The organism is Streptomyces rubrogriseus, assembly GCF_027947575.1.
GTDB classification, from domain to species: Bacteria; Actinomycetota; Actinomycetes; order Streptomycetales; family Streptomycetaceae; genus Streptomyces; species Streptomyces rubrogriseus.
This window is the reverse complement of the sequence record NZ_CP116256.1, coordinates 509,579-534,178: the sequence shown is the minus strand read 5'-3', so window position 1 is coordinate 534,178 and position 24,600 is coordinate 509,579. Positions and strand designations below refer to the sequence as shown.

17 protein-coding genes, 1 tRNA gene and 1 pseudogene are annotated in these 24,600 nt (G+C 73.5%); 6 read left to right on the top strand and 13 right to left on the bottom strand.

The genetic code is table 11. The features are described 5' to 3' along the window. Positions 1-33: 33 nt before the first annotated feature. The 6 genes from Sru02f_RS02485 to Sru02f_RS02460 are packed head-to-tail and all read right to left on the bottom strand — an operon-like array spanning position 34 to position 6,507. A complete protein-coding gene (locus tag Sru02f_RS02485) occupies positions 34-831 on the bottom strand; it encodes a hypothetical protein (RefSeq protein WP_109034887.1) in 798 nt (265 codons plus the stop codon). Between the two features lie 49 nt (positions 832-880). Then, on the bottom strand, positions 881-2,158 hold the full coding sequence (locus Sru02f_RS02480; RefSeq protein WP_174855197.1) for an FAD-dependent monooxygenase: 1,278 nt from the start codon (positions 2,156-2,158) through the stop codon (positions 881-883). A 43-nt stretch (positions 2,159-2,201) separates the two neighbouring features. After that, positions 2,202-3,194, bottom strand: coding sequence for a beta-ketoacyl-ACP synthase III (locus Sru02f_RS02475; RefSeq protein WP_109034889.1), 993 nt, complete (start codon positions 3,192-3,194; stop codon positions 2,202-2,204). Next, a complete protein-coding gene (locus Sru02f_RS02470) occupies positions 3,191-4,996 on the bottom strand; it encodes an acyl-CoA dehydrogenase family protein (protein ID WP_109034891.1) in 1,806 nt (601 codons plus the stop codon). The genes Sru02f_RS02475 and Sru02f_RS02470 overlap by 4 nt, the downstream gene beginning before the upstream one ends. Positions 4,997-5,044: 48 nt before the next feature. Continuing rightward, entirely contained in the window at positions 5,045-6,265 is a 1,221-nt protein-coding gene (locus tag Sru02f_RS02465) for a beta-ketoacyl-[acyl-carrier-protein] synthase family protein (RefSeq protein ID WP_109034893.1), read from the bottom strand. Next, a complete protein-coding gene (locus Sru02f_RS02460) occupies positions 6,262-6,507 on the bottom strand; it encodes an acyl carrier protein (protein WP_109034895.1) in 246 nt (81 codons plus the stop codon). The genes Sru02f_RS02465 and Sru02f_RS02460 overlap by 4 nt, the downstream gene beginning before the upstream one ends. Positions 6,508-6,800: 293 nt before the next feature. On the opposite strand from Sru02f_RS02460, the gene Sru02f_RS02455 reads away from it, so the two are divergent. Then, positions 6,801-6,873 (top strand) — tRNA-Arg (locus Sru02f_RS02455). Positions 6,874-6,996: 123 nt separating this feature from the next. On the opposite strand, the gene Sru02f_RS02450 is transcribed toward Sru02f_RS02455, so the two are convergent. After that, the gene (locus tag Sru02f_RS02450; RefSeq protein ID WP_109034897.1) at positions 6,997-7,530 is read right to left on the bottom strand and encodes a CbrC family protein; all 534 of its coding nucleotides are present in this window, start codon (positions 7,528-7,530) and stop codon (positions 6,997-6,999) included. Further along, on the bottom strand, positions 7,527-7,982 hold the full coding sequence (locus Sru02f_RS02445; protein WP_109034900.1) for a MerR family transcriptional regulator: 456 nt from the start codon (positions 7,980-7,982) through the stop codon (positions 7,527-7,529). Before Sru02f_RS02445 ends, Sru02f_RS02450 begins: the two co-directional genes overlap by 4 nt. 413 nt (positions 7,983-8,395) lie before the next feature. On the opposite strand from Sru02f_RS02445, the gene Sru02f_RS02440 reads away from it, so the two are divergent. Then, positions 8,396-9,895, top strand: a complete 1,500-nt coding sequence (locus Sru02f_RS02440; RefSeq protein WP_109034902.1) for a SulP family inorganic anion transporter — start codon at positions 8,396-8,398, stop codon at positions 9,893-9,895. Here the strand turns inward: Sru02f_RS02440 and Sru02f_RS02435 are convergent. Continuing rightward, the gene (locus Sru02f_RS02435; protein WP_167469773.1) at positions 9,879-10,820 is read right to left on the bottom strand and encodes an aminoglycoside phosphotransferase family protein; all 942 of its coding nucleotides are present in this window, start codon (positions 10,818-10,820) and stop codon (positions 9,879-9,881) included. The genes Sru02f_RS02440 and Sru02f_RS02435 overlap by 17 nt on opposite strands. Before the next feature lie 270 nt (positions 10,821-11,090). Here Sru02f_RS02435 and Sru02f_RS02430 point away from each other — a divergent pair. Together Sru02f_RS02430 and Sru02f_RS02425 are read left to right on the top strand one after the other, a co-directional pair. Continuing rightward, positions 11,091-12,301 (top strand): annotated as a pseudogene (locus Sru02f_RS02430) (cation:proton antiporter). 62 nt (positions 12,302-12,363) lie between these two features. Continuing rightward, entirely contained in the window at positions 12,364-12,885 is a 522-nt protein-coding gene (locus Sru02f_RS02425; RefSeq protein ID WP_167469779.1) for a DUF4396 domain-containing protein, read from the top strand. A gap of 37 nt (positions 12,886-12,922) precedes the next feature. Here the strand turns inward: Sru02f_RS02425 and Sru02f_RS02420 are convergent, their stop codons facing one another. Then, positions 12,923-13,333 carry a four-helix bundle copper-binding protein gene (locus Sru02f_RS02420; RefSeq protein ID WP_003975554.1) on the bottom strand — a complete coding sequence of 137 codons (411 nt, stop codon included), beginning with the start codon at positions 13,331-13,333 and terminating at the stop codon, positions 12,923-12,925. A 147-nt stretch (positions 13,334-13,480) separates the two neighbouring features. Here Sru02f_RS02420 and Sru02f_RS02415 point away from each other — a divergent pair, with 147 nt between their 5' ends. Further along, positions 13,481-14,137, top strand: a complete 657-nt coding sequence (locus tag Sru02f_RS02415) for a precorrin-8X methylmutase (RefSeq protein WP_109034908.1) — start codon at positions 13,481-13,483, stop codon at positions 14,135-14,137. A 31-nt stretch (positions 14,138-14,168) separates the two neighbouring features. On the opposite strand, the gene Sru02f_RS02410 is transcribed toward Sru02f_RS02415, so the two are convergent. Continuing rightward, positions 14,169-14,933: a cobalt-precorrin-6A reductase gene (locus tag Sru02f_RS02410; RefSeq protein ID WP_109034910.1), complete on the bottom strand. Its 765-nt coding sequence runs from the start codon at positions 14,931-14,933 to the stop codon at positions 14,169-14,171. A gap of 248 nt (positions 14,934-15,181) precedes the next feature. Here Sru02f_RS02410 and Sru02f_RS02405 point away from each other — a divergent pair, with 248 nt between their 5' ends. Further along, complete coding sequence (locus tag Sru02f_RS02405; RefSeq protein ID WP_109034912.1) at positions 15,182-17,275, top strand: ATP-binding SpoIIE family protein phosphatase; 2,094 nt, start codon at positions 15,182-15,184, stop codon at positions 17,273-17,275. An 86-nt stretch (positions 17,276-17,361) separates the two neighbouring features. Here Sru02f_RS02405 and Sru02f_RS02400 read toward each other — a convergent pair whose 3' ends face one another. Both Sru02f_RS02400 and Sru02f_RS02395 read right to left on the bottom strand, forming a co-directional pair. Next, complete coding sequence (locus Sru02f_RS02400) at positions 17,362-22,317, bottom strand: DNA repair ATPase (RefSeq protein ID WP_109034914.1); 4,956 nt, start codon at positions 22,315-22,317, stop codon at positions 17,362-17,364. An 85-nt stretch (positions 22,318-22,402) separates the two neighbouring features. After that, positions 22,403-24,436, bottom strand: a complete 2,034-nt coding sequence (locus Sru02f_RS02395; RefSeq protein ID WP_109034917.1) for a flotillin family protein — start codon at positions 24,434-24,436, stop codon at positions 22,403-22,405. Positions 24,437-24,600: the final 164 nt, after the last annotated feature.

The window sequence follows — 24,600 nt, the reverse complement described above, 5'->3', positions numbered from 1 at the left end:
CTTGCCGTTGTCCTCGCCGCGGCGCCGGGTCCGTCAGCTCATGCCTTCGGGCAGCGGGTAGGACAGGAAGTCGCGGTCGAGCCGGTGCACGCTGCGCGGCAGCCACTTGGCGGCCTCCCGGGCCACGACCCGGCGCGGCAGCGGCTCCTTGACCTCGAACTGGGAGGGCTTGGCGATGGTCTGGATCGCCCACGCCATGGCGTTGATCGGGGCCATCCGCTCCCAGCGGTGCCGGCTGATGTCCAGCAGCATCATCGACCGCATGAAGATGAACCAGATGTGGTATCCGGGCGGCGGGTTGCCGTTCATGGTGTGCACCGGGCGCTCCCGGCGGGGGTCGTTGAGCACGCCCTGGGCGAAGTCCGCGAAGGCGCCGACGATGCCGTGGCCGTGGGGCCGGTAGTAGGTGTCGAAGACGCCGAGCTGGGCCTTGGAGAGCACCTTCAGCGGGCCCTTGATGGGGGTGACGTACTCGATGAAGTTGTTCGGGTAGTCGCTGGTGGCGGCCATGGCCATCCAGGCGTCGAAGATGGCCCGCTCCCAGCCGTCGCCGAGCGCGGTCTCGATGTCGGTGAACGCCTGCTCCAGCTCCGGGGCCACGTTGTAGAGCGTGGTCTCGTCGAACATGTACCAGAGTTCGTTGGCGCGGCGGTCGCCGAGCATGCCGGGTACGTCGGGGAAGTCGCCGGGGCCGTGGTGCGGGGTGACGGGGCGCTCGGCGGCACCGGCCGGAGCGGCGCCCAGCAGGCCGGCGCCGGCACCGAGGCCGACGGCCGCGGCGCCGCCGAGGGCGGTGGTCATCAGACGCCGCCGGTCGAGGTGGTTCGACATGGGTTCTCCTAGGTTCTCTCGCGCGGGCAGGGTGGGGCCGGGGGTGGATTCAGGGGTTCGCGGAGGGCGACGGCGGCGGCAGCGGTGGGAGGCCGGCCTCGGCGTCGTGGCGCTGGATCCAGGACACGTCCTCGACGAGGGACGACATCGTGCCCGTGGACTCGGTCCCGTCCTCGTCGGGCCGCAGCCGCTGGGAGCCGCCGCCCCGGGAACCGAGCTGGACCCGGGTGGTGTGCGGCCTGCGGACGTCCTCGTAGGTGTCCAGCGCGGCCGCGATCGCCCGCCGGGCGGAGGAAGCGGAGGCGGAGGCAGCGGAGGCGGCGGATGCGGAGGCGGAGGCAGCGGCCGAGGAGTCCCGGCCCGTCGTGGCGTCCAGGCAGTGCGCGAGGACCGCCGCGTCCTCGACGGCCTGGCTGACGCCCTGGCCGTGGTGGGGCAGCATCGGGTGGGCCGCGTCACCGAGCAGGGTGACGGCGCCCTCGCTCCAGCGGGCCAGCGGCTCACGGTCGTACAGCGCCCAGCGCCGGGACTCCCGCACCGCGGCCACCAGGGACTTGACGTCGGTGTTCCAGCCGTCGAAGCGGGCGGCCAGTTCGTCCAGGTCGCCGGGGGCGCTCCAGGACTCCAGGCGCCAGCGCGGGTCGGGCACGACGGCGACGAAGGTGAGGAACCGCCCGCCGCGCACCGGGTAGACCAGCATGCGGGCGTCCGGTCCCGCCCACACCAGGAGCGTGTCACCGGGCAGACCGGGGACCTGGTCGCGGGCGACGACGCCGCGAAACGCGCTCTGGCCGGAGAAGACGGCGGTGTCGGGCCCGGCGAGGGTGCGGCGCACCACGGAGTGCGCCCCGTCCGCGCCGATCAGGACGTCCGCGCCGGCGGTGGACCCGCCGGCGAACTCCAGCCGGACCCCGTCCTCGGTCTCGGTGAACCGCTCGAGCCGGTGTCCGGCCCGCACCGTGCCGGAGGGCAGCGACTCGGCGAGCATGGTGTGCAGGTCGGCCCGGTGGATCGTGTAGTACGGCGCCCCGAACTCGGCGAGCCACTCCCCGCCCATCGGCTGCCGCACCAGGGTGCCCCCGTGCGACCAGTCCCGCACCTCCATGCCCGCGGGCCGTACGCCGAGGGCGCGCAGCCGCTCACCGAGGCCCCAGCGCTCCAGGAGGCGGCTGCCGTTGGGGCCCAGGTGCATGCCCACGCCCGCTTCCCTGAGTTCCGGCGCCTGCTCGTAGACGCGTACCTCGTGGCCCTTCCGGGTCAGGGCGAGGGCGGCGGCGAGTCCGCCGATGCCCCCGCCGACGACTGCGATCCGCAGCTTCGGCACCACGCTGTCCCTTCCTCTCGTGCGCCTGGTTCGTCGCTCGGTCCGGTCAGCTCCGCTGGTCCTGGACGGGCTCCGCGCCCGACCAGACGACGGCGGCGGAGCCCCAGGTCAGCCCGCCGCCGAAGGCGGTCAGGAGCAGTCGGTCCCCGGAGCCGATACGCCCCTGCGCGGCCGCGTCGGCCAGCGCGAGGGGGATGGACGCGGCGGCGGTGTTGGCCACGTCCGCGATGTTCGACACCACCCGCTCCCGGGGCAGCCGCAGCCGCTTCGCCACCGAGGTGAGGATGCGGAGGTTCGCCTGGTGCCCGACGAAGGCGTCCACGTCCGCCAGGTCCCAGCCCGCGTGGGCGGCGGTGGAGCGCGCCGACTCCGTCATGGTGGTCACGGCACGGGCGTAGACGTCGCTGCCGCGCATGGTGAGGTACGCGCCGTCCGGCGGGATGGTGATCAGCTCGTCGCCGGTGCCGTCGCTGCCGAGTTCGGTGTGCAGCACGGCGCCCGGGTCGCCGGTGCTGCCGCGCTCCAGGAGCACGGCGCCCGCGCCGTCGCCGAACACGACGGCGGTGCCCCGGTCGTCGGGGTCCACGATCGAGGAGTAGACGTCCGCGCCGATGACCAGGGCCCGGTCGCAGGTGCCCGCGGTGATCATCGCGTCGGCCACGGACAGCCCGTACACGAAGCCGGAGCACACGGCGGACAGGTCGAACGCGGCGGCGGCCCGCAGCCCGAGCCGGGACGCCACCCGGGGCGCGGTGGCGGGGCAGCGCCGGTCCGGTGTGGTGGTGGCGAGGAGGACGAGGTCGCAGTCGTCCCGTCCGGCGGACTTCAGCGCGGCGGCCCCGGCGGTGACGGCGAGGTCCCCCGTGGTGGTCCCGGGGGACACCCGGCGCCGGCGCTCGATGCCGGTACGGCTGTGGATCCAGGCGTGGTCGGTGTCCAGGTGCCGCGACACCTCGTCGTTGTCGACCACGGTCTCCGGCAGACAGGTGCCCACCCCGGTGACGACGGCCCCGGTCCGACCGCCGCCCGCGGCGCTCACGCGCGTACTCCGGCCTGCACGGTGCCGGGGGCCGGGGCGGTGCCCGGGGCCGGGACGGTATCCGGGGCCGGGGCGTTACCGGGATGGACCGCGGCGGCGCCGGAATGGGCCGCGGCGGTGCCGCCGTGGGCCGCGGCGGCGTGGCGTTCGGCGAAGTCCGGGTGGGCGATCGGGGCGCTGATCAGGCCCTCGGGCACGGCCAGTTCGCGCAGCAGCGCGTCGGCGTCGAGGGGGGCGCCCGCCGCCTCGTGCCGGGCCGCCTCGAACCCCAGGAGGGCGTCCTGGTCGAGGATCCCGGCCCGCAGGGCGGTCAGTGCGTGTTCCAGCACGCAGACCGCCGCGTACTGCGCGAGCAGCCGCCCGGACAGCGGGGTCGATGCCTGCCGGGCCCAGTGGCCGACCGCCAGCGTCTGGTGGACGGCACGGCTCCACTGCGCGCTGGCCTCACCGGCGCCGTCCTGCTCCACCCGGTCCAGCAGGACGTCGCAGACGGCCCGCAGCACCCGGACGGCGTCCAGCCGTTCGGCCCCGGCGACCGCTTCGTCCAGCACCCGGTCGAAGTCCTCGCGGTGGCGCAGGGCGAACCGGGTCGCCTGGTAGCCGAGGACGGTGTTGTCACCGCCGAAGGTGACCGCGATCTCGTAGTCGTGCAGCAGCGGCGCGATCTGGTTGGCGTCGTGGTAGCCGAGCCCGCCGCACAGCTCCCGGGTCTCGGCCAGCGTGTGCCGGGCGTCGCCGGTGCAGCCGGACTTGCCGCACGAGATCAGGGCGTGCAGCACCTGGTCGCGGGCCGGTGCTCCCTCAGCGCTCCGGGCCACCGCCACCTCGGACAGCGCCGTCATGGCGTGCCGGGCGGCCAGCGAGCGCCCCACGGCCGCCGACAGCCGCATGCGGTAGTGCTCGTGGCCGATCAGCGGTCTGCCGAAGGTCTGCTTGACGGCCGCGAACCGCGTGGTGATCGCGCAGGCGAGCAGTTGCGCGTGCGCCGCCCCCACCGACGGGAAGAGCCGCTCGTGGGTGAAGGTGGCGAGGCACTCCTCGAACCGCCGGTGCCGCGGCAGCGGGGACCGGTAGGTGCCCTCCTCGTCGATCGACGCCCAGCGGTTCATCAGCGCGGACGGCGGCAACCGGTGGTCCGTGAAGGTCAGTACGCCGGTCTGGTTGGCCGTGACGCCGCCCTTCGGCTCGGCCCGGCCGATGCGCACGCCGGGCAGTACGGCCCCGGCCTCGCGCAGCGGTACCCGCAGCCAGTGGTGTCCCTCGTCGCGCCCGCCGACCTCCAGCCGGGCCAGCACCATGGCGACGTCGCCGCTGTGCAGGCTGTTGCCGGTCCACACCTTGCTGTCGGCGGGCCGGGGCGTGTTCAGGACCAGGGTCCGGTCCTGCGGGTCGTACGTCGCGGTGGTCCGCACCTGCTTCAGGTCCGAGCCGGTCAGCAGCTCGGAACCGGCGAAGCAGTACAGCCGCTCCATCGTCTCGATCTCTCCGGCCCAGGAGTCCAGTTGCTCCGTGCCGCCGTGGCTGAGCAGCGCGTCACCGGCGATCTGGTGCGAGACCAGGACGTTGAGCAGGGAGAGGTCGTACGCGCCGATCCAGCCCATGGTGCGCAGGAACTCCGGGAAGCGGGCGCTGTCGCCGCGGCCCAGCCAGCGGGAGTTCGCCGCGAACCCGGCGCCGTTGAGGAGCCGCGCCCGGCGCAGCGTCAGCAGGCTGTACTCGAGGACGCTCAGGTCGTCCGGTCGGATGATGGCGAACTCGGGCCCGGAGAGGACACGGGCCAGCTCTTCTTCGCGTTGCGTCATGGGCTCTCCAGGAAGGGAAGCTCGGATCCGTGGACGCCGTGGCGTCGTTCAGCCGGCGGCCAGCACCAGGGCGCAGTTGCTGCCCCCGAACCCGAAGGAGGTGCTCACGGCCACGTTCCCGTCGTGTCGGCGCACCCCGCCGAGGACCAGGTCGAGTTCGGGCAGTGCGGGGTCGGCCCGCTCGGTGTGTGCGATCGGCGGCAGGACGCCGCTGCGCAGGCTGCGCAGGGTCAGTACGGCCTCGATGGCACCGGCCGCGCCGAGGGTGTGGCCCAGCAGGCCCTTGTTGGCGGTCACGGACGGACCGTGCGGGAAGAGGCGGGCGAGGAGCCGGGCCTCCGTCAGGTCGTTCTGCGGGGTCGAGGTGCCGTGCGCGTTGACGGTGGTCACGTCCCGTGTCGTCAGGCGCGCGGCGGTCAGCGCCTGTTCGACGGCGGCCGCGGCGCCGGCGCCGTCCGGGCGAGGGGCCGTCGGGTGGTGGGCGTCGGAGGTGTCGGCATGGCCGAGCAGCCGCCCCAGCACCTCCGCGCCCCGGGCACGCGCCTTGGCCGGCGACTCCATCACGACGGCCGCGGCGCCTTCCGAGATCACGAAACCGTCGCGGTCGGCGCAGAACGGCCGGGACGCGTCGACGGTCTTCTGCTCGGAGAGCGCGCCCATGCGGGCGAACCCGGAGACGACGAGCGGGGTGACACCCGCGTCCGTGCCGCAGGCGACGACCGTGTCGCAGACACCGGCGTTCAGCAGCGTCTTGCCGAGCCCGAACGCCGAGGCTCCCGAGGCACAGGCGGCGGCCACGGTGTGACCGGGCCCGGTGATCCCGTAGCGGGCACCGATGGTTCCGGCCGCCATGTTGATCAGCGACCGGGGGTGCAGGTACGGCGAGACCAGGTCCGGGCCCTGGCGCTCCATCCGCCGGTACTGCTCGCCGTGCGTGGTCACACCCCCCAGGCCGCTGCCCACCACGATGCCGACCCGGCTGCCGTCCCAGCTGTCCGGGTCGAGCCCCGACTGCGCCAGCGCCTCCGCCACCGCCACCAGCGCGAACCGGATGAACGGGTCGGTACGGGCGGTCCCGCGCCCGGTCAGCTGCCCCGGCCGCAGCGCGGGCACCCGCAGGCTGTGCCACGCCCCGGTACCGGCCAGCGGCTCGGGGTCACCGCTCTCCAGGGACCGGGCGGCGCACATCGCCTCCCAGGTCGAGTCGGCGTCGGTACCGGCCGGCGTCACCAGCCCGACACCGGTGATGGCGACGGGCCCCTCGGTCACGCCGCTTCCAGACCCGAGCCGGCCAGCAGGACCACTTCCCCGACGGTGAGATCCGCGATCCGCGTCTCCTCACCGCTGAGGTCCACGCCGGTCTCCTCCTTGATCCGCACGATCAGCTCGGCGACGGCCAGCGAGTCCAGCTCCAGGTTCCGCAGCGACGCACCGTCCGTGATCTCCGCGGGGTCCACTTCCAGATCCTCGGCCAGAATCCCGTGCACAACCGACTTGGGGTCCGTACTCATCGCGTTCACCTCTGGGGCTCAGGATTGATTCGACACCTCGAAACGAGATCGGGCTCCACTGTGCTGGCGACGGATATGCGGGACCTATCGCGCCGTTATCGGGGCACGGAGACGCCTGAAACGAACGACGGACGACCACTGTCCGACCACCCACGGAAGCCCTGCCTCCGTACCGCCCCTCCACCGGGCACCCGACAAGGCCACGCCCCTCCAGGTTCGACGCCCCCGCCCCTCCCGTACGGCGCCCCAGCGACCGCGGGGGCCCACCCGCTACACTGTCGCCAGTCTCCTCCGCCTCCGTAGCTCAGGGGATAGAGCACCGCTCTCCTAAAGCGGGTGTCGCAGGTTCGAATCCTGCCGGGGGCACCGGTTCAGAAGGGGCCCACCTCCGGATTTTAAGGAGGTGGGCCCCTTCTGACATCAACGCGGGCGGTCACTGTCGCCTGCGTCCTCATCTGAGGTCGCGGACTCGCAACCGCGGGACGATCTTCAGGATGCGTCGGCGTAGGCGAGGTGGGCGCCACAGACGGTGCACCGGAAGAGCATGGCGGTCATCCCCTCGCCCAGGCGGGCCAAGAGGCGCTCGAGCCGGCTTTCGTCGCGGTGGCCGTCGAGGCGCAGGTCGGCCCGCAACTGGTCGAGGGCTTCAGGGTGCTCCGCCAACTCGGGGTACCCGACTTCACCCACGAAGGCACCTGCGTCGTGGCAGTGGACGAGCCAGTGCGGATCCTGCCAAGCGTGGAACCCGGGTGTGCGGCGGGTGACCTCGTGCAACACGTCGTCGCTCACGCCGTCGAGACCGTGGGAGTCGGTGAATTCACCCGCGAAGCGTTCAGCCGCGCTCCCGTCTGCGATGCACCAGGGGCAGAAGCGTCCGCTGACCTCTTGCGCGGAGTAGAAGGTTGCCGTGTAGATCCAGCCCGTGCTGCGGCCGCAGCAGGCGCACGGCTCGGCGGACGCGCGGATGGACCCGCTTGCCAGGGGGTCAGGGTGATACCGGAAGAAGGGTAGGTCGACGCTCAACGCGACTTCTTGATGCCGTCGCCGTGCTGTGCGTCGGCGGGCGGGGCCGGTCGGTTCAGGCGGGCTGTCAGGGTGGTGGCGAAGTCCTCGGCGCGGGACAGTTGGGTTCGGAGTTTCTCCACCTGTTCGGCGGCGGCCTGCTGGTACGTGCGGACGCGTTCCAGCAGGGCGGTGCGCTCGGCCGGGTCGAGGGCGGCGTCGCCGCCGTCCAAGCGGTCGGTGGCGTCGAGGAGGTCGCGCATCTGCTCGAGGGTGAAGCCGAGCGGTTTCATCCGGCGGATGACCATGAGCCGGGCGACGTCGGTCTCGGTGTAGAGGCGGAAGCCGCCCTGGGACCGGGCGGAGGGGATGACCAGGCCGGTCTCCTCGTAGTGCCGGATGGTGCGCAGGGACAGCTCCGTCCGCGCGGCGACCTCACCGATCTGCATGTGCCTGTCGTCCACGCCGTGCATGCCGTTCTCCTGGCTCTTCCCGTCGGTCCGTCGGTCCGTCGGCCCGCCGACCTCTACTCTAACGTTAGGGTAGAGTTGGTGATGGTGAGGGCGGCCCCGGCTGCCCCGCTCTGCCGTTCCGGGGCCGATGACGCCCCCGGCGAAGATCCGATTCCCGCGGGAGAGAGCGTGCGCGAGCCCCTGAAGCCGGTCGCCGCCGCGTGCCCGCCGTGAGCCTTCGCCCCTGGACGTGAGCAGCCTGACCAGTATGTGTCGGCGCTGCCCCGCGTCCCTCGCCCCCTAGACTTCCGGCCCGCTCCGCGGGTCGCCCGCGGGGTGCCGTTCCGGCCCCCTGCGCGCCCTTGCCGCACGCCCGGCCTGCCCGTGGGTGTGCCCGAGCACGACAGGTACGCATCCTCTTGTCTTCTGCCGCTGTGACTCCCACGCCCCCGGCCGCGCGGCTGCGCGCCCTCAAGCCGGACTGGCTGAACGATCCGAAGGTCTGGCGCACCGAGGTCCTGGCCGGTCTCGTCGTCGCCCTGGCGCTGATCCCGGAGGCCATCTCCTTCTCGATCATCGCCGGTGTCGACCCGGCGATCGGCCTGTTCGCCTCCTTCACCATGGCCGTGACGATCTCCGTCGTCGGCGGTCGCCGCGCGATGATCTCCGCCGCCACCGGCGCGGTAGCACTCGTCATCGCGCCGGTGAACCGGGAACACGGCCTGGGCTACCTGGTCGCGACCGTCATCCTGGCCGGCGTCTTCCAGATCGTCCTGGGCGCGGTGGGCGTGGCCAAGCTCATGCGGTTCGTGCCCCGCTCGGTGATGACGGGCTTCGTGAACGCCCTCGCCATCATGATTTTCATGGCGCAGGTGCCGGAGATGCACGACGTGCCCTGGCCGGTCTACCCGCTGATCATCGGCGGCCTGGCGCTGATGGTGTTCTTCCCGAAGGTCACCAGGGTGGTCCCGGCCCCGCTGGTGTCCATCGTCATCCTCACCGTGATCACCGTCGCCGCCGGGATCGCGGTGCCCACCGTCGGTGACAAGGGCGAGCTGCCGTCCTCGCTGCCGGTGCCGGGCCTGCCCGACGTGCCCTTCACCCTCGACACCCTGACCACCGTCGCGCCCTACGCCCTCGCCATGGCGCTGGTCGGCCTGATGGAGTCGCTGATGACCGCCAGGCTCGTCGACGACATCACCGACACCCACTCCTCCAAGACCCGTGAGTCCATCGGGCAGGGCGTCGCCAACATCGTCACCGGTTTCTTCGGCGGCATGGGCGGCTGCGCCATGATCGGCCAGACCATGATCAACGTGAAGGTGTCCGGCGCCCGTACCCGCGTCTCCACCTTCCTCGCCGGTTCGTTCCTGATGGTGCTGTGCATCGTCTTCGGCCCGGTCGTCTCCGACATCCCCATGGCCGCTCTGGTCGCCGTCATGGTCATGGTCGCCTTCGGCACCTTCGACTGGCACTCCGTCGCGCCCAAGACCCTGAAGCGGATGCCCGCCGGGGAGATCGCCGTCATGGTCATCACCGTGATCGTCGTGGTCGCCACCGAGAACCTCGCCATCGGCGTCGTCGTCGGCACCGTCACCGCCATGGTCGTCTTCGCCAGGCGCGTCGCCCACCTCGCCCAGGTCACCGCCGTCACGGACCCCGACGGCACCACGGTCGTGTACCGGGTCACCGGAGAGCTGTTCTTCGCCTCCTCCAACGACCTGGTCGGCCAGTTCGACTACGCGGGCGACCCGGACCGGGTCGTCATCGACCTCTCCGCCGCCCACATCTGGGACGCCTCCTCCGTGGCCGCCCTGGACGCGATCGAGACGAAGTACGAGCAGCGCGGCAAGACCGTCGAGATCACCGGCCTGAACTCCCCGAGCGCCGACCTCCACGGCAGACTCACCGGCGAACTCACCGGCAGCCACTGACCCCCGTCGTGCCGAACCACGCCTCCGCGAGCGCCGGGAGTGTTTCCGCGCCGGGTACGGGCAGTTCGCGCAGGTACCAGGGGAGGTCGCTGTACACGTGCAGCAGCGTGTACGCGAGCAGCACCGACGGGTCGAAGGTGCGGCCGTACGCCTTGGCCAGGCGGGCCAGCAGGTCCGGGTCGCCGCCGGTGACGAACAGGCCGACGCCCACGAAGTCGTAGGCGCGGTCACCGATCATGGCGGGTTCGAAGTCGAAGAGCCCGGTCAGCCGCCACCCGTCGGGGTCGACCATGAGGTGCTGCCGCATCACCTCGGTGTGCAGCAGGCAGCCGTCCGGGTCCCGCGGCAGCGGGACCGAGGCCAGGAAGTCGGGGATCTGCTCCAGCCAGCCGGCCGGCAGCCCGTTGGCGCGCTGCTGTCGCACGGCGCCGGCTCGCTGCCGGTCCAGGAAGGCGCCCCAGTCGCCGGGGCCGAGGACGTCCCCGAGGGGGCCGGGGTCGAGGGAGTGCAGTACCGCGAGGGTTTCCCCGACCTCGGTGACGAGCCGTTCGCGGTGGTCGCGGGGCACGCGGTCCCAGGCGCGGGCCAGGTTCTCGCCGTGGAGGCGGGACATCAGGACGTACTGCCAGCCGTTCTCGCAGGGGCCGAAGTCACGGACCCGGGGGGTCGGTGTCGGGAGCCGTCCCTGGAGGTGGGTGAGGACGCGGCCCTCCGCGACGCCGTCCTGCGCGACGGCTCCCGGGAACAGCTTGAGCACGTGCTCGTCGCCCACCGCGTAGACCGGCCGGGAGCCGTCCGGGAAACGGGTCAGCGGTGCGTCCGCGAGGCCCAGGCGTGCGCACAGGCCGGCCGCGCCGGGGCGCATCACCGTCTCGTCGGGGACGACCGCGTCCCACTCCTCGTCCGTTTCCACCCGGGGCAGCATGACCGGGACGGTAGGCCACCGCGTACGGGGGAGCAACGGAGATTCGACGCTCCCCCGCCGCTCCTCCCTTCGCCCCCCGCCGCTCCTCCCTTCGCTCCTCCTTCCGGCGTACGCCCGGTAGTCCCGGTCTGCCCGGCGGGCGACAGTGGCGGGGGCGGGCGCCGTCGGTGTCCCGTCCCGGCACGCCGTTCGCGAGGGAGCGTCGATGGCACGGAAGGCGGGGCGGCGCCGTGCGCGGCAGTCCGCGGCCGGGCGGCACGGCGGTGTCCCGTGAGCCATCCGGGCACCCTCGTCCTGATCCTGGCCGCCGCGGTCCTGGCGCCGCTCCTCGCCACGCCACGGGGCGGCGGGTCCGGGTTCCCCTGGTCATCTTCGAGATCGCGCTCGGCATCGTGATGGGGCCAGACGTACTCGGCTGGGCCCGTCCCGACGACGTCGTGGACACGCTGGCCGACCTCGGCCTGTCCATGCTCATCTTCCTGGCCGGCTACGAGATCGACTTCGCCGCCGTCCGGGGCGACACCCTGCGCCGTTCCCTGTGGTCCTGGCCGATCGCCCTCGCGGCCGGGATCGCGCTGGCGCTGCTCGTCAGCGGCGGGGACGTCTTCGGGGCGTTCGTCATCGGCACCGCGCTCACCAGCACCACGCTCGGCACCGTACTGCCGATGCTGCGGGACAGCGGCGAGCTGCGCGGCCGGTTCGGGACGGTGATCTCGGCGTTCGGCGCGGTCGGCGAGTTCGGGCCGGTGATCGCCGTGGCGCTGCTGCTCAGCGGACGGCGGCCGGCCGAGTCGGCGGCGCTGCTGGCCGCGTTCGGAGCGATCACGGCAGCCGCCGTGTTCTGGGCGCTGCGCCCGAGACCGCCCTGGTTCGCCCGGCTGACCGAGCGGACCCTGCACACGAGCGGCCAGTTCGCGGTCCGGTTCGTGATGCTGCTGCTCGCCTGCATGCTGGGCCTCGCCGAGGTCTTCGGACTCGACGTCCTGCTGGGCGCGTTCGCGGCCGGCGTCCTGACCAGGCTGGTACTGCTCCGGGCCGCGCCCGCGAGCAGCGGGGAGGTCCTCGGCAAGGTCGAGGCCATGGGCTTCGGCTTCCTCGTGCCCCTCTTCTACGTGGTCACCGGCATCGAGTTCGACCTGGACGCGCTGCTGCACGACCCGGGCGCGCTGCTGCTGGTGCCCGGGTTCCTGCTGCTCTTCCTGCTGGTGCACGGGGGCCCGGTGTACCTCCTCGCGCCCAGGGATCTCGGCCGCGGGGACCGGGCGGCGCTGGCGCTGTTCACCTCGACGTGCCTGCCGCTGGTCGTCGCCATCACGACCATCGGCGTCGACCAGGAGCTGATCGCCACGGACCGGGCGGCTTCGCTGGTCGGTGCCGCGATGGTCTCGGTACTCGTGTTCCCCCTGCTCGCGGCCCGGGTGCGGGCGACGGTCCGGACGGCGCCCGTGACGGACGGGGCCGAGGACTCGGAGGCCTGGTGACGGGTGCACCTCCTGGACTAGATACCCCCTAGGGGTATACATTCTCCGTCATGGACCACGACATGGACCACAGCACGCACCACAGCACGCACCACTCCGCCCCCGCGGACAACGGGCACGCCCATGAGCACGGGCACGGGCACGGGCACGGCACCACCTGGGCGACCGCCATGCAGGCGACGCTGCACTGCCTCACCGGGTGCGCCATCGGCGAGATCCTCGGCATGGTCATCGGCACCGCGCTGATGTGGGGCAACGTGCCGACCATGGTGCTGGCCATCGCCCTGGCCTTCGTCTTCGGCTACTCCCTCACCCTCTTCGCGGTCGTGCGCGCCGGGGTGTCCCTGAAGGCCGCGATCAAGGTGGCGCTGGCCGCCGACACGGTCTCCATCGCGGTGATGGAGCTGGTCGACAACGGGATCATCGCCCTGGTCCCCGGCGCCATGGAGGCGCACCTGTCGGACGGGCTGTTCTGGTACGCCCTGCTCGGCGGCTTCGCCGTGGCGTTCGTGATCACCACGCCGGTCAACAAGTGGATGATCGGCCGCGGCAAGGGCCACGCCGTCGTCCACGCCTACCACTGACCGGCCGGACCGGTCCCCGGCGAACTGCTCGCCGGCCTCAGCCCAGGCCGGCGAGCAGTTCCTGGCACGCCTGCTCGCAGCTCCGGCACGCCTCGGCGCAGACCCGGCAGTGCTCGTGCATGCCGGCGTGCCGGGCGCACTCGTCGCCGCACGCCGCGCAGACGGTCGCGCAGGCCTGGAGCACGGCCCGGGTCACGTTGGCGTCGTAGCCCGTGTGCCGGGACAGGACCGCGGCCGTGGCGGTGCAGACGTCGGCGCAGTCCATGTCGGTGCGGATGCACTTGGTCAGATCGGCGACCGTGGGCTCCGACAGGCAGGCGTCGGCGCACGCGGTGCACGCCTGGGCGCACCTGAGGCACTCCTCGATGCACCTGGCCATGGCCTCCCGGTCCACGCCGCCCAGGTCGGCCGGGTAGGTACGGAGCAGGTCGTTGACGGTGGTGGGCATGGCGGCCGCTTCCCTTCCGTTCACGGGTACGTGTGGGTGGTGCCTGCCGGGTTTCACCCTGCGGCGCACCGCAAACCGGCGCCGAACACCTGTCGGTATGCTCCCCGCCGTGGCCGTCCGCCGACCGAGAACAGCGAGAAGAGCACCGTGACCCCGTACGACTCCGAGTACGAGTACGAGTACGAGTACGAGAAGGACGGCGCGGCCATCTACCGCCAGTCCTTCGCCACCATCCGCGCGGAGGCCGACCTGTCCGGACTGCCCGCCGACGTCGGCCGGGTCGCGGTCCGGATGATCCACGCCTGCGGCATGGTCGACCTGGTCCGCGACCTGTCGTGGTCCCCGGACGTCGTCTCGCGCGCCCGCGAGGCCCTGCGGGCCGGTGCGCCCGTGCTGTGCGACGTGCGGATGGTGGCGAGCGGTGTGACGCGCGCCCGGCTGCCCGCGGACAACGACGTCGTGTGCACCCTGTCCGACCCCGCCGTCCCCGAGCTGGCGGCCCGGCTCGGCACCACGCGCAGCGCCGCCGCGCTGGAGCTGTGGCGCGACCGGCTGGACGGCGCCGTGGTCGCCGTCGGCAACGCGCCCACCGCGCTCTTCCGGCTGCTGGAGATGATCGGCGAGGGGGCTCCGCGCCCGGCCGCGGTCATCGGCGTACCCGTCGGCTTCGTCGGTGCCGCCGAGTCCAAGGAGGCGTTGGCCGCCCACCCGTCGGGAGTGGAGCACCTCGTCGTACGGGGGCGTCGCGGGGGCAGTGCGCTCGCCGCCGCCGCGGTCAACGCGATCGCCAGCGAGGAGGAGTGAGCCGCGCGCGGTACGGCGGCCCGCACCCGGCCTAGGGCCTCGGCGAGCGCCTCGCGCGGGTCTCCGCTACCCACCGTGCCGCCTGCCCGGGTTCGGCCACCACCGGTACCCCCTCGGGCACCGGGGGCCTGCGGACCACGACCACGGGCAGCCCCGCCTCGCGGGCGGCCGTCAGTTTCGGCGCGGTGGCCGCTCCCCCGCTGTCCTTGGTGACCAGGACGTCGATTTGGTGCCGGCGCAGCAGCTCGCGCTCCCCGTCGAGGGTGAAGGGGCCGCGGTCCAGCAGGACCTCCGTGCGGGGCGGGCGGGCCCCCTCGGGCGCGTCGACGGACCGGACGAGGAACCACGGGTCGGCCAGCGGGGCGAAGACGGCCAGGCCCGTGCGGCCGGTGGTCAGGAAGACCCGCCGGCCGAGCGCGGGCAGCAGCGCGGCGGCCTCCGCCAGGGAGCCGGCCTCGTGCCAGACGTCCCCCTCGACCGGGCGCCAGCCGGGGCGTCGCAGCACGAGCAGCGGGACCCGGGCGGTGGCGGCGGCGTGTGCCGCGTTGCGGGTGATGGTGCCGGCGAAGGGGTGGGTGGCGTCGACGAGCAGGTCGACGGCGTGCTCGCGGAGCCAGGCGGCCAGTCCGTCGGCGCCGCCGAAGCCGCCGACGCGTACCTCGCCCGGTGGCGTCCTGGGCGCGGAGACCCGTCCTGCCAGGGAGGTCGTCACGCGCGGCCCCGCCGGCTGCTCGGCCGCCAGCAGTTCGGCCAGGCGGCGGGCCTCCGTGGTGCCGCCGAGGATCAGCACGTGCACGGCAGTCCGTCTCCCTTCCCCGGTTCCCGCTTCTCCCGGTCCCGCTTCCCCGGTTCCCGCTTCTCCCGGTCCCGCTTCCCCCGGTTTCCGCTTCCTCCGGTTTCCGCTTCTCCCGGTCCCACTTCCTCCGGTTGCCGCTGTCGGCGGTCGCGTCGAGCCAAGCACATCCTCCGGCCGAGTTGCCGGACGGGGCCGATGCGAGAGGGTGAGGAAGGTGAGAGGGGAAGGCCGCGAAGGGAGAGCATGCGGTGACTGGCGATCCCATCGGCGACGCCGCGGTGCTCAACGCGCTGTTCGCCAACTCGCCCCAGGGTCTGTTCGTCTTCGACTCCGAGCAGAAGGTCACCCGCTACACCCCGGGCGGCCGCGGAGTGCGAGGGCTGTCCGAGGACGACGTCCTCGGACAGCGGATCGCCGACTTCGCCCCCGAGTTGGAAGCGGGCGAACTGCAGGATCTGATCGACGAGGTCCTGTCCACCGGCGAGGCGTTGCGGGGCCGCCTGGTCCGGGGCAGGGCGCCGTCCGGCCCGCACCGCACCCTCGCCGTCGAGGTGTCCCTCTTCCCGCTGCACGACCTCGGCGACGGCAGGCCCGGTCTGGTGGGCGTGGTCGAGGACGTGACCGAGCGGCAGGCCGCGGCGGACCGGCTCGCCGTGCTCAGCGAGGTGCACGCGACCGTCGGCTCCACGCTGGACGTACGGACCACCGGCGACGAACTGGTGGCGGCCCTGGTCCCCGCCTTCGCCGACGCGGCCACCGTCGACCTGCTGGACGACGGTGTCGTCGCGGCCGAACGGGCGGCCGGTCCCCCGCCGACGGAGGTTCCGCTGCGGCGGGTGGCCTTCGCCCCGCCGGTCGCCGAGGTGAGCCGCAAGGAGGGCGACAGCCGTCCGCTCCCCTTCCCCACCCCGTACACGCAGGTCCTCAACGACATGCGGGCCCGGCTGGTCGGCGTCTCGTCCGACGACCCCTGGCTCTCCACCGACCCGGAGGGCTTCGAGCCACTGGTCCGGACCGGCGTGCACTCCATGATCGTCGCCCCGCTGCTGGCCCGGGACACCGTGCTCGGGCTGCTGACCCTGTACCGGCACCGGACCGACCCCTTCGAGGAGGCCGACCTGGACGTGGCCCGGCAGGCGGCGTTCACCGCGTCCGTGCACCTGGACAACGCGCACAGCTACCGGCGCGAGCACACCGTGGCGGCCGCCCTCCAGCGGCGGCTGCAGCCCGGCGAGATCCCGCTGCTCTCGGCGGTGGAGACCGCCCACGTGTACCTGCCCGAGAGCGCCGGCGGCGACTGGTTCGACGTCGTCCCCCTCTCCGGCACCCGCGTCGCCCTCGTCGTCGGCGACGTCACCGGCCACGGCATCGAGGCGGCGGCCACGATGGGGCAGCTGCGCCTCGCCGTGCGCACCCTCGCCCTGCGGGACCTGGAGACGGACGAGCTGCTGACCCACCTGGACGAGGTCGCCTCCCAGCTGGCGGACGCCTCCGGTCCGGGTGGCAACGCCCCGGTGGCGACCTGCGCGGTCACCGTCTACAACCCCGTCTCCCGGCACTGCACCATGGTCTGCGCGGGGCACCCCGCCCCCGTCGTCATCGACCCGGACGGAGCCCCCCGCACCGTGGACGTCCCGCAGGGGCCGCCGCTCGGGACCGGCGGCGGACACGTCTTCACCCCGGCCGTGCTCGAACTGGCGCCGGGCACCCTGCTGGCCCTGCACACCAACGGCCTCACCCGGGGCAACGGCGAGCACGGGGACGCCGCCCGGCGCCGTCTCGAACACATCCTGGCCTCCACGACCCGGCCGCTGCAGGAGCTGTGCGACACCGCCGTCTACCACATGGCGCCCTCCCGCCACGACGACGCCGTCCTGCTGCTCGCGCGCACCCGCGCCCTGTCGCCGGAGCACGTCGCGGACTGGACGCTGCCCGCCGACGCCTCCGTGGTGGGGACCGCCCGGCGGCTCGTCGACCGGCAGCTCGCCTCGTGGGGTTTGGACGAGGCGGTCTTCACCACCGAACTCGTCGTCAGCGAGCTGGTCACCAACGCCATCCGCTACGGCAAGGGCCCGGTGCGGCTGCGGCTCATCCGCGACCGGGGCCGGCTGCTGACCGAGGTCACGGACGCCAACAGCGCCAGCCCCCATCTGCGCCGGGCCCGGGAGAACGACGAGGGCGGCAGGGGTCTGTTCATCGTGATGCGGCTCAGCACCCACTGGGGCGTCCGGCACAGCCGGCACGACAAGACCATCTGGTCCGAGCAGCGGCTCGACGCGGGGCCGCCGGGCACGTCCGGCCTGCTGGACGCCTTCGACGTGCCGGACGCGGCGGGGCTGTGAGCGGGACTGCGAGCGGGGCAGTGAGCGGGACGGACTGCGAGCGGCTGTCAGCGGGACCGTGACCGGGACTGCGCCCGGCCCCGCGCTCACCGCTCCGTTCCGTCGGCGGCGTGCCGCGCGTTCGGGTCGGCCAGGAGGTGGCGGGGGTCGGCGGCGCGGGTGATGGCGGACTCCACGGCGGCGACGCGGTCGGCGAGCAGGCCCAGGGCGGCGACGGCACGGGTGAGCGGGTCGTCGTCCGGGCCGCCGAGGGTGCGGGCGCGGACGTGGGCGGTGCGCACCTCGGCCCAGCGGTCGGCCTGCTCGGGGGTGAGCGTGCCGCGCAGTTCGGCGAGCTTGAGGAGGTTGGCCTCGGCCCCGTGGGTCAGGGTCTGCGCCTCGGCGGTGTAGTGGTCGTCGAGGACGGCGGCGCGTTCGGCGTCGTTCATGACGGGGCGGACACGCTGGGCGATCTTGTTCATGTTGCGGTAGGAGCCCTGGAGCCGGAAGGCGGGTTCGGTACGGGTCTCGTCCGACCGGGCCGCGGAGGCGATGTAGGCGGCGTTGACGGCCAGCACCGTCTCGCGGGCGGCCACCAGGTGGCGCAGGACGGACAGGATCCGCTCCAGCTCGGCCGGCGGGTAGGCGTGGTCGAGGCGGTCGGCGCGGGCGGTGGGGTCGCCGGTGGCGAGGCGGACGAGCAGCTCCAGGTCGGCGCGGTCGCGTCCGGCGAGCGGGGCCAGGACCGGGTTGGCGGTGAGCGCGTTCTCCAGGAAGCTGAGCGCGAAGGCCTCCTCCTTGCCGGTGAGGACGTCGCCGAGGTTCCAGACGTCGGCCCGGTTGGCGAGCATGTCGGGGACCTGGAAGCGGGCCCCGGACTCGGTGTAGGGGTTGCCGGCCATGCAGACGGCGAAGCGCTTGCCGCGCAGGTCGTAGGTGCGGGGCGCGCCGTTCCACACACCGTCCACGCGGCGGGTGGCGTCGCACAGCGGGATGAACTTCTGGAGCAGCTCCGGGGAGGTGTGCTGGATGTCGTCCAGGTAGAGCAGCGTGTTGTTCGCGGACGCCAGCGCGAAGTTGATCTTCTCCACCTCCTGGCGTGCGGTGGCGTTCGGGGCGTCGGCCGGGTCGAGCGAGGTGACGCCGTGGCCGAGCGCGGGGCCGCCGACCTTCACCAGCATCAGGCCGAGGCGCTCGGCGACGTACTCGACCAGGGTCGTCTTGCCGTATCCCGGCGGGGAGAGCAGCAGCAGGAGGCCGCCCGTGTCGGTGCGCTTGCCGTCGCCGGTGGCGCCGAGCTGTTTGGCCAGGCTGTCGCCGACGAGCGGCAGGTAGACCTCGTCCACGAGCCGGTTGCGGACGAAGGCGGACATGACGCGCGGCCGGTGGTCGTCCAGCCGCAGGCGGGCCCGCTCGGCGCCCACCAGGGCGGTACGGCGCCGCTGGTAGGCGCGGAACCCGGGGACGTCGTGCGCGGCAAAGCGGGCGGTACGGGCGAGGAACTCGTCGAGGCGCAGCGCCAGCCTGCCTCCGGTGATGCGCGGGTGGGTGCCCAGCAGGCCCTCGGCCGTGGCCGTCGGCGGGACGTCGCCGTCGTAGCGGGGCAGGTCGGGGCAGAGCTCGGCGGCGACCGCCTCGGCCAGGTCACCGGGGGTGAGGTCGGCGCCGGTGGCGGCGGCGTACGACGAGATCCACGCCTCGGCGAGCTGCCCCCGGGCGGCCAGGTCGTCCAGCGCGGCCAGGTCCTCGTCGTAGGCCGGGCTGCCCACGGTGCGGCGGAACTTCTCCAAGAGCGTGCGCGTACCGGCACCGAGAACGAAGCCGCCGGGGCCGGCGGTCAGCTCGTGGAAGAGGTACGCGGCGGCCGCACGGGCGCTGTCCTCGCCGGTCGCCGAGTCCGTCCGCGTCCACGCGTCGAGAGCCTCCGCCAGTTCGTCCTCAAGGTCGCCGATGGCGGTCGAGAGGCCGAAGGTGTCCCGGGCGCGGGCCAGGGACAGCGCGCGGCGGGTCCAGGAGTCGCGTGTCTCCGGTGTGGTGCCGTGCGCCCAGAAGAGCTGGGCGGCGGCGCGGGCGGCCGGCTCGTGGACGAGGGTGCCGGCCCTCTCGTACAGGGGCAGCAGCGCCGTCAGGACGACCGTCGCGTCGTGGTCGTGCACGCCCCGCTCGTAGCCCTCGTCGTACGCCTCCTGCGCGGCCTCGCGGACGAGGGCGGGCAGGTCGTCGGCGTCGGCGAGGGCGCTCGCGCCGTGCTGCCGCAGCAGGCGGGCGGCGAGGTGTTCGGCGCGGTAGACGCCGGGGGACTCCGAGGGGAGGGTGCGGTCCCAGTGGGCGCGGGTGGCCGCGAAGTCCGGGTCGGTCACCGGTGAGCGGTAGTCCGTGCCGGTGAGGGCGAAGGCGAGCCCGTCGCCGTCGGGGACGAGGGTGAGGTCGAGGGGCTGGGTGTTGACGGCGAAGCGGTGGGCGCCCAGGCGCAGGGTGCGGCCGTCGTCGGCGTACAGGTCGGTGCGGTCGCGCAGGGCGCGGGAGGCCTCCTGGCGGGCCGACTTGAGGCGCCCGTCCAGTTCCTCGGCGCGGACGCTGTCGCCGAGGGTGCGCAGTTCGTCGGCGGTGCGGCGGACCTTGGCCGGCATGGGGTCGGAGGCGAAGTACGTGCTGACCGCGTCGGCGTCGGCGAGCGTGGCGCAGCGCCGGGTGATCGTCTCCATGATCCGGGCGGCGGAGGCGGCGAGTTGCTCGGCGCGGCGTGCGCGGGTGTCGGAGAGGGCCTGCTTGCGGGCGGCGAGCGCGTCGTAGATCTCGGTCCGCTTGTCGGCGAGTTCGGCGAGGAAGCCGTCGAACTCCGCGAAGCGGGACTCCAGGTCCTCCAGGCGGGCAAGCAGCCGCGCCAGCTGGTCGTCGCAGCGCTCGGGGGTGTCGGCGGCGGCGAGCGCGGCGGTGACGGCCTGGCCGAGCAGGGCCGTCTCGGCGGTGAACTCGGCGCGGCCCTCACGGTCGAGGAGGGCCCGGCGGCGGGCGTCGAGGGTGGCGCGGGCGCGGTTGACGCCGCCCAGGACGGCGGCGACGCGTTCCAGCAGGGCGGTGCGGACGGTGGCGTCGCCCATGTCGAGTTCGGCGACGACGTCGGTGACCGTGCGCAGCCCGTCGGCGAGTTCGTCCAGCCGGGCGGCGACGGGTCCGGCCTCGGCGACGGTGGCGATGGCCTCCGCGTCGGCGACGAGCGCTTCCACGTCGGCGCGCTGGGCGTCGAAGGCGTCCTCGCGGGCGAGGAAGGCCACGGCGCGCCGGCCCAGCTCGGCGAGGGACTCCTCGGCCTCCGCGGCGAGGGCGTCGATGCCGGGGGCGTCGGCGTACCGCATCTCCTTGACGGTCAGCAGATGCCCGTGCGCGTGCCGCAGTTCGGTCAGGCCGCGTACCCAGGCGGCGGCCTCCTTGGGCGCCTCGCCGCGCAGCCGCCGGACCACCGACGCGATCCGCTCGGCGGCCTCGTCACGGGCCTCGGCGGCGCGCCGGGTCAGGTCACGCACCGTCTCGTACTCGGCCAGCACCTGCTCGGCGGTCTCGCGCACGGCGGCCAGCGCGCCGGCCAGGTCGCCCAGGTCCGCCTCGCCCAGCCAGTGGTGGGCGTCGGCCGCGCGTACGCAGGAGGCGGCGAGCGCCCGGTAGCCCTCGGCGGTGGTGATGCCCTCGCCGACGGCCCCGGCGACGGACAGGCAGGCGGAGATGCCGCGCACCAGGTCGGCGTTGCCCACGCGGGCCAGCGGTCCGCTCCCGGCGGGCGCGGCGGCGGCATGCGTGTCGGAGACGTACGGCGAGTGCCACAGCTGCACGGGGTGCACCTGGGCGGGTTCGTCGCCGTCCGCGCGCAGCACGGTGAAGGTGCCGTCCTCCGCCAGGGCCCAGCCCCGGCAGGGCAGCGGGTTGGCGACCTCCTTGCGGATGGTGTTGTACGACAGCAGCAGGCCCCGGCTCTCGCCGCGCGCGTGGAAGGCGTACAGCACGTCCTCGCCGTTGGGCGAACGCACCTCGCGCTCGAACTCCAGCCCGGACGCGTCGAGTTCGTACGTCTTGTGGACGCCGGTGGCCAGGCAGTAGCCGCCGGGGAAGACGATGCCCTGGTCGTCGGGCAGGCGGCGGCAGGCGGTGCCGATGCCGTCCAGGCGGACCACCGACTTGGTCAGGGTGTTGAACACCAGGTGCCGGTCGGTGTCCTCCTTGTAGGGCCGGACCCGCAGCAGGATCAGGGCACCCACCCGGGCGTGCGCGATGTCGGCGTCGGCCAGGGACTGGAGGGGTTCGTCGACGGGCTCGGAGTAGACGCCCCCGGCGGTCTCGGTGTCGTCCTCCAGCTTGACGGTGAGGGCGCCGCCGACCGCGCTGACGTGGAACTCGCCGCGCACCGACACGTGCGGATGGCGGCCCAGGACGTGGTCCTCGCGGGTCGCGGCGGTCCACTCGAAGTCGTGGGAGGGCGGGAACACGTCGTCGCGTTCGCCCCGCGCGTCCAGGAAGGCCGCCCGCCCGTCCTCGGTGAGTTCCCAGCGCAGGACGCGGATGTCGTCGGCCTTCTCGCCGGTGCGGAAGACGGCCAGCAGCCTGCCGCCGACGGGGCGCAGCCGCAGCAGCCGGGCCTGCCGGTAGTAGCGGTGCAGGTCCGCGAACTCCCGCACGAAGGCCGGGTCGTCGAGCAGGCCCGGCACGGCCGGCTCGGGCAGCGGGTTCAGGTCGCGGTCGTACAGGGTGAAGACGTCCGCCACGGCCGCCGTCCGGGTGCGGTGGCCCGGGCGGCCGGTGGCGCCGAGGAGCAGGGCGTCGCCGACGGCGGCGAGGTCGCACGGCACCCCCGGATGCTCGGTGCGCAGCCGCTCGGTGGAGGCCAGTTCGAGCCGGGCCGAGCCGAACTCCTCCACCCGGCGGGCGTTGAGGAGCCCGGCCCGGCGGGCGAGGTCGGCGGTCTGCGCGGCGAGACGGTCGCGCAGCACCTCGTACGCGCCGGCGTCGGCGGTGTCGCCGGTGTCGCCGGTGTCGTGCGTGCCGGTCGCGGCCTTCTCCGGAGCGGTGGCCATGAGCGGTTGGTCCCTTCCTGCGAGCGGGGTGCCGGAACCGTCGACCCCCGTACGGCGGTCCCGGCACCCGGTCGGTGATGGCCGGTCAGGCCCTGGCCGTGCCGTTCAGGGCGGTCAGCGGGGTGTCGGCGAGGCCCAGTTCGCCCGCCCGGTCCAGGAGGCGCTGGACCTGCCCGGCGTCCGTGCCGCCCGTCTTCATCAGCTTCATCAGCAGCGCGGAGACCGTCAGGTTCTGCACGTCGGCCGTGGAGAACGAGCCGAGCACGCGGGTCAGGTCGTCGGTGAAGCTCGACGAGCCGTCCAGCCAGGGCCCGGCGAGGGCCTGTGCCGTCTCGGAGTGCTTGACGAACCCGTCGACGCCCTTGCCCAGCGCGACCGAGGACATCAGGCGGTCGAAGAAGACCGTGTCGCCGCCGACGATGTCGATGTCGGCGTTCTCCAGACCGGTGGCGAGCACCGTGGCCTGCGCCTCGGCGACCTGCCGCTGCACGTCCAGGCCGGCCAGCCGGATGTCCTTCTCCGCCTCCAGGCGCAGCCGGTACTCCTCGTGGCCGCGCGAGGCGTCGTCCAGGGCGGCCATCGCCGCGGCCTTCTCGGTGAGTCCCGCGGCCTCCGCCTTCAGCTTGCTGCCGATGGCCTCCGCCTCGGCGAGCGCCTTGGCCCGCGCGCCCTCGGCCTCGGCGCGCATCCGGGCCCCGGTCGCCTCCGCCTCGGCGCGGCCGGCCTTCTCGATGACGTCGGCCTCCTTGTCGCGGACCTGGACCGCCGCGAGCCCCGCCGCGGCGGCCTCGGCCTGGATGCCCTCGGCCATCCGCAGCTTGGCCTGCGCCTCCAGGTCGGCGCTCTTCAACCGGGCCTCGGCCATGGTGAGTTCCTCGGCGGCACGGTGGGTGGCCGCCGCCTCCGCGGCCTCGGCGGCCTTGATGTCCTTGACCAGCCGCTCCTGCGCCTGGGCCTCGGCGGCGATGATCACGGTCTGCCGGTCCCGCTCCGCCTCCTCCACGGCGCGCAGCTTCTTGATGGACTCCTCCTGCTCGGCGACCGTGCGGTCCACGGCGACGCGCTCGCGGATGACCTCGGCGATGTCCCGCCGCTCGGCCTCGACCTCCTTCTCGGCGGCGATCCGGGTCAGCTCGGTCTCCCGCTCGCGACCGATGGCCTCCAGCATGCGGTCCTTCTCGATGCGCTCGTTCTCCACGGCGATGACCCGCTCGCGGTTCTTCGCGGCGACCGCGACCTCCCGGGCCTGGTTCTCGCGCTGCACGCCGAGCTGCTCCTCCGTGCGCAGGAACGCCGCCTGCGCGCGCAGCCGCTCCTCCTCCACCACCCGTGCCGTCTCGGCCTCCTCGCGGGCCCGGGTGGTGTCGATCTCGCGCTTCTGCTTGATCTCGGCGTCCGCCTGCCGGCGCTCCAGCTCCAGAACGGCCTCGCGCGCGTCGACGTTCTGCCGGGTGATCTCCTTCTCCTCGGTGCGCCGGGCCTCGTTGGTGCGCACGTGCTCGACGGCCGTCAGCTCGGTGATCTTCCGGATGCCCTGGGCGTCCAGGACGTTGGCCGGGTCCAGCTGGGTCAGCGGCGTCTGCTCCAGGTAGTCGATGGCCGCGTCCTCGAGGTGGTAACCGCTGAGGTCGACGCCGATGACCTCGATGATCCGGTACCGCAGCTCCTCGCGCTTGGTGTAGAGGTCGGTGAAGTCCAGCTGCTTGCCGACGGTCTTCAGCGCCTCGGAGAACTTCGCGTGGAACAGCTCCTGCAGCGTGTCCCGGTCGCTGGCGCGGGCCGTGCCGACCGCCTGGGCGACCTTGACGACGTCCTCGACGGTCTTGTTGACCTTGACGAAGAACGTGATGCGGATGTCCGCCCGGATGTTGTCCCGGCAGATCAGCCCCTCCTTGCCGGCCCGGGTGATCTCGATCGTCTTCACCGAGATGTCCATCACCTCGGCCCGGTGCAGCACCGGCAGCACCACCTGGCCCGTGAAGGTCACGTCCACCTTGCGCATCTTCGAGACGATCAGCGCCTTGCCCTGCTCCACCTTGCGGAAGAGCCGCGAGACGCCGAACAGCACGAGGGCGACGACGAGCAGACAGACGACGGCGAGGACACCGATGACTTCCATGGCATACGTCCTTACGGCATGAGGCGGCTGTCGCGGCGGCCGGACGAGCGCGGCCGGCCGCCGCCGATGTTGGTGTGGTGACGCCCGTGCGGACAGGCGTGGTTCCGGGGGCGGATCTTCGAACGGACCGCGCCCGCGCCGGACCCCGGCAGCGGCGGAAGGCG

Coding starts and splice junctions, on each gene's coding strand:
- Sru02f_RS02485 (WP_109034887.1), bottom strand. CDS start 831: ATGTCGAACCACCTCGACCGGCGGCGTCTGATGACCACCGCCCTCGGC.
- Sru02f_RS02470 (WP_109034891.1), bottom strand. CDS start 4,996: ATGACGCAACGCGAAGAAGAGCTGGCCCGTGTCCTCTCCGGGCCCGAG.
- Sru02f_RS02460 (WP_109034895.1), bottom strand. CDS start 6,507: ATGAGTACGGACCCCAAGTCGGTTGTGCACGGGATTCTGGCCGAGGAT.
- Sru02f_RS02445 (WP_109034900.1), bottom strand. CDS start 7,982: ATGCACGGCGTGGACGACAGGCACATGCAGATCGGTGAGGTCGCCGCG.
- Sru02f_RS02435 (WP_167469773.1), bottom strand. CDS start 10,820: ATGCTGCCCCGGGTGGAAACGGACGAGGAGTGGGACGCGGTCGTCCCC.
- Sru02f_RS02425 (WP_167469779.1), top strand. CDS start 12,364: ATGGACCACAGCACGCACCACAGCACGCACCACTCCGCCCCCGCGGAC.
- Sru02f_RS02420 (WP_003975554.1), bottom strand. CDS start 13,333: ATGCCCACCACCGTCAACGACCTGCTCCGTACCTACCCGGCCGACCTG.
- Sru02f_RS02400 (WP_109034914.1), bottom strand. CDS start 22,317: ATGGCCACCGCTCCGGAGAAGGCCGCGACCGGCACGCACGACACCGGC.
- Sru02f_RS02395 (WP_109034917.1), bottom strand. CDS start 24,436: ATGGAAGTCATCGGTGTCCTCGCCGTCGTCTGTCTGCTCGTCGTCGCC.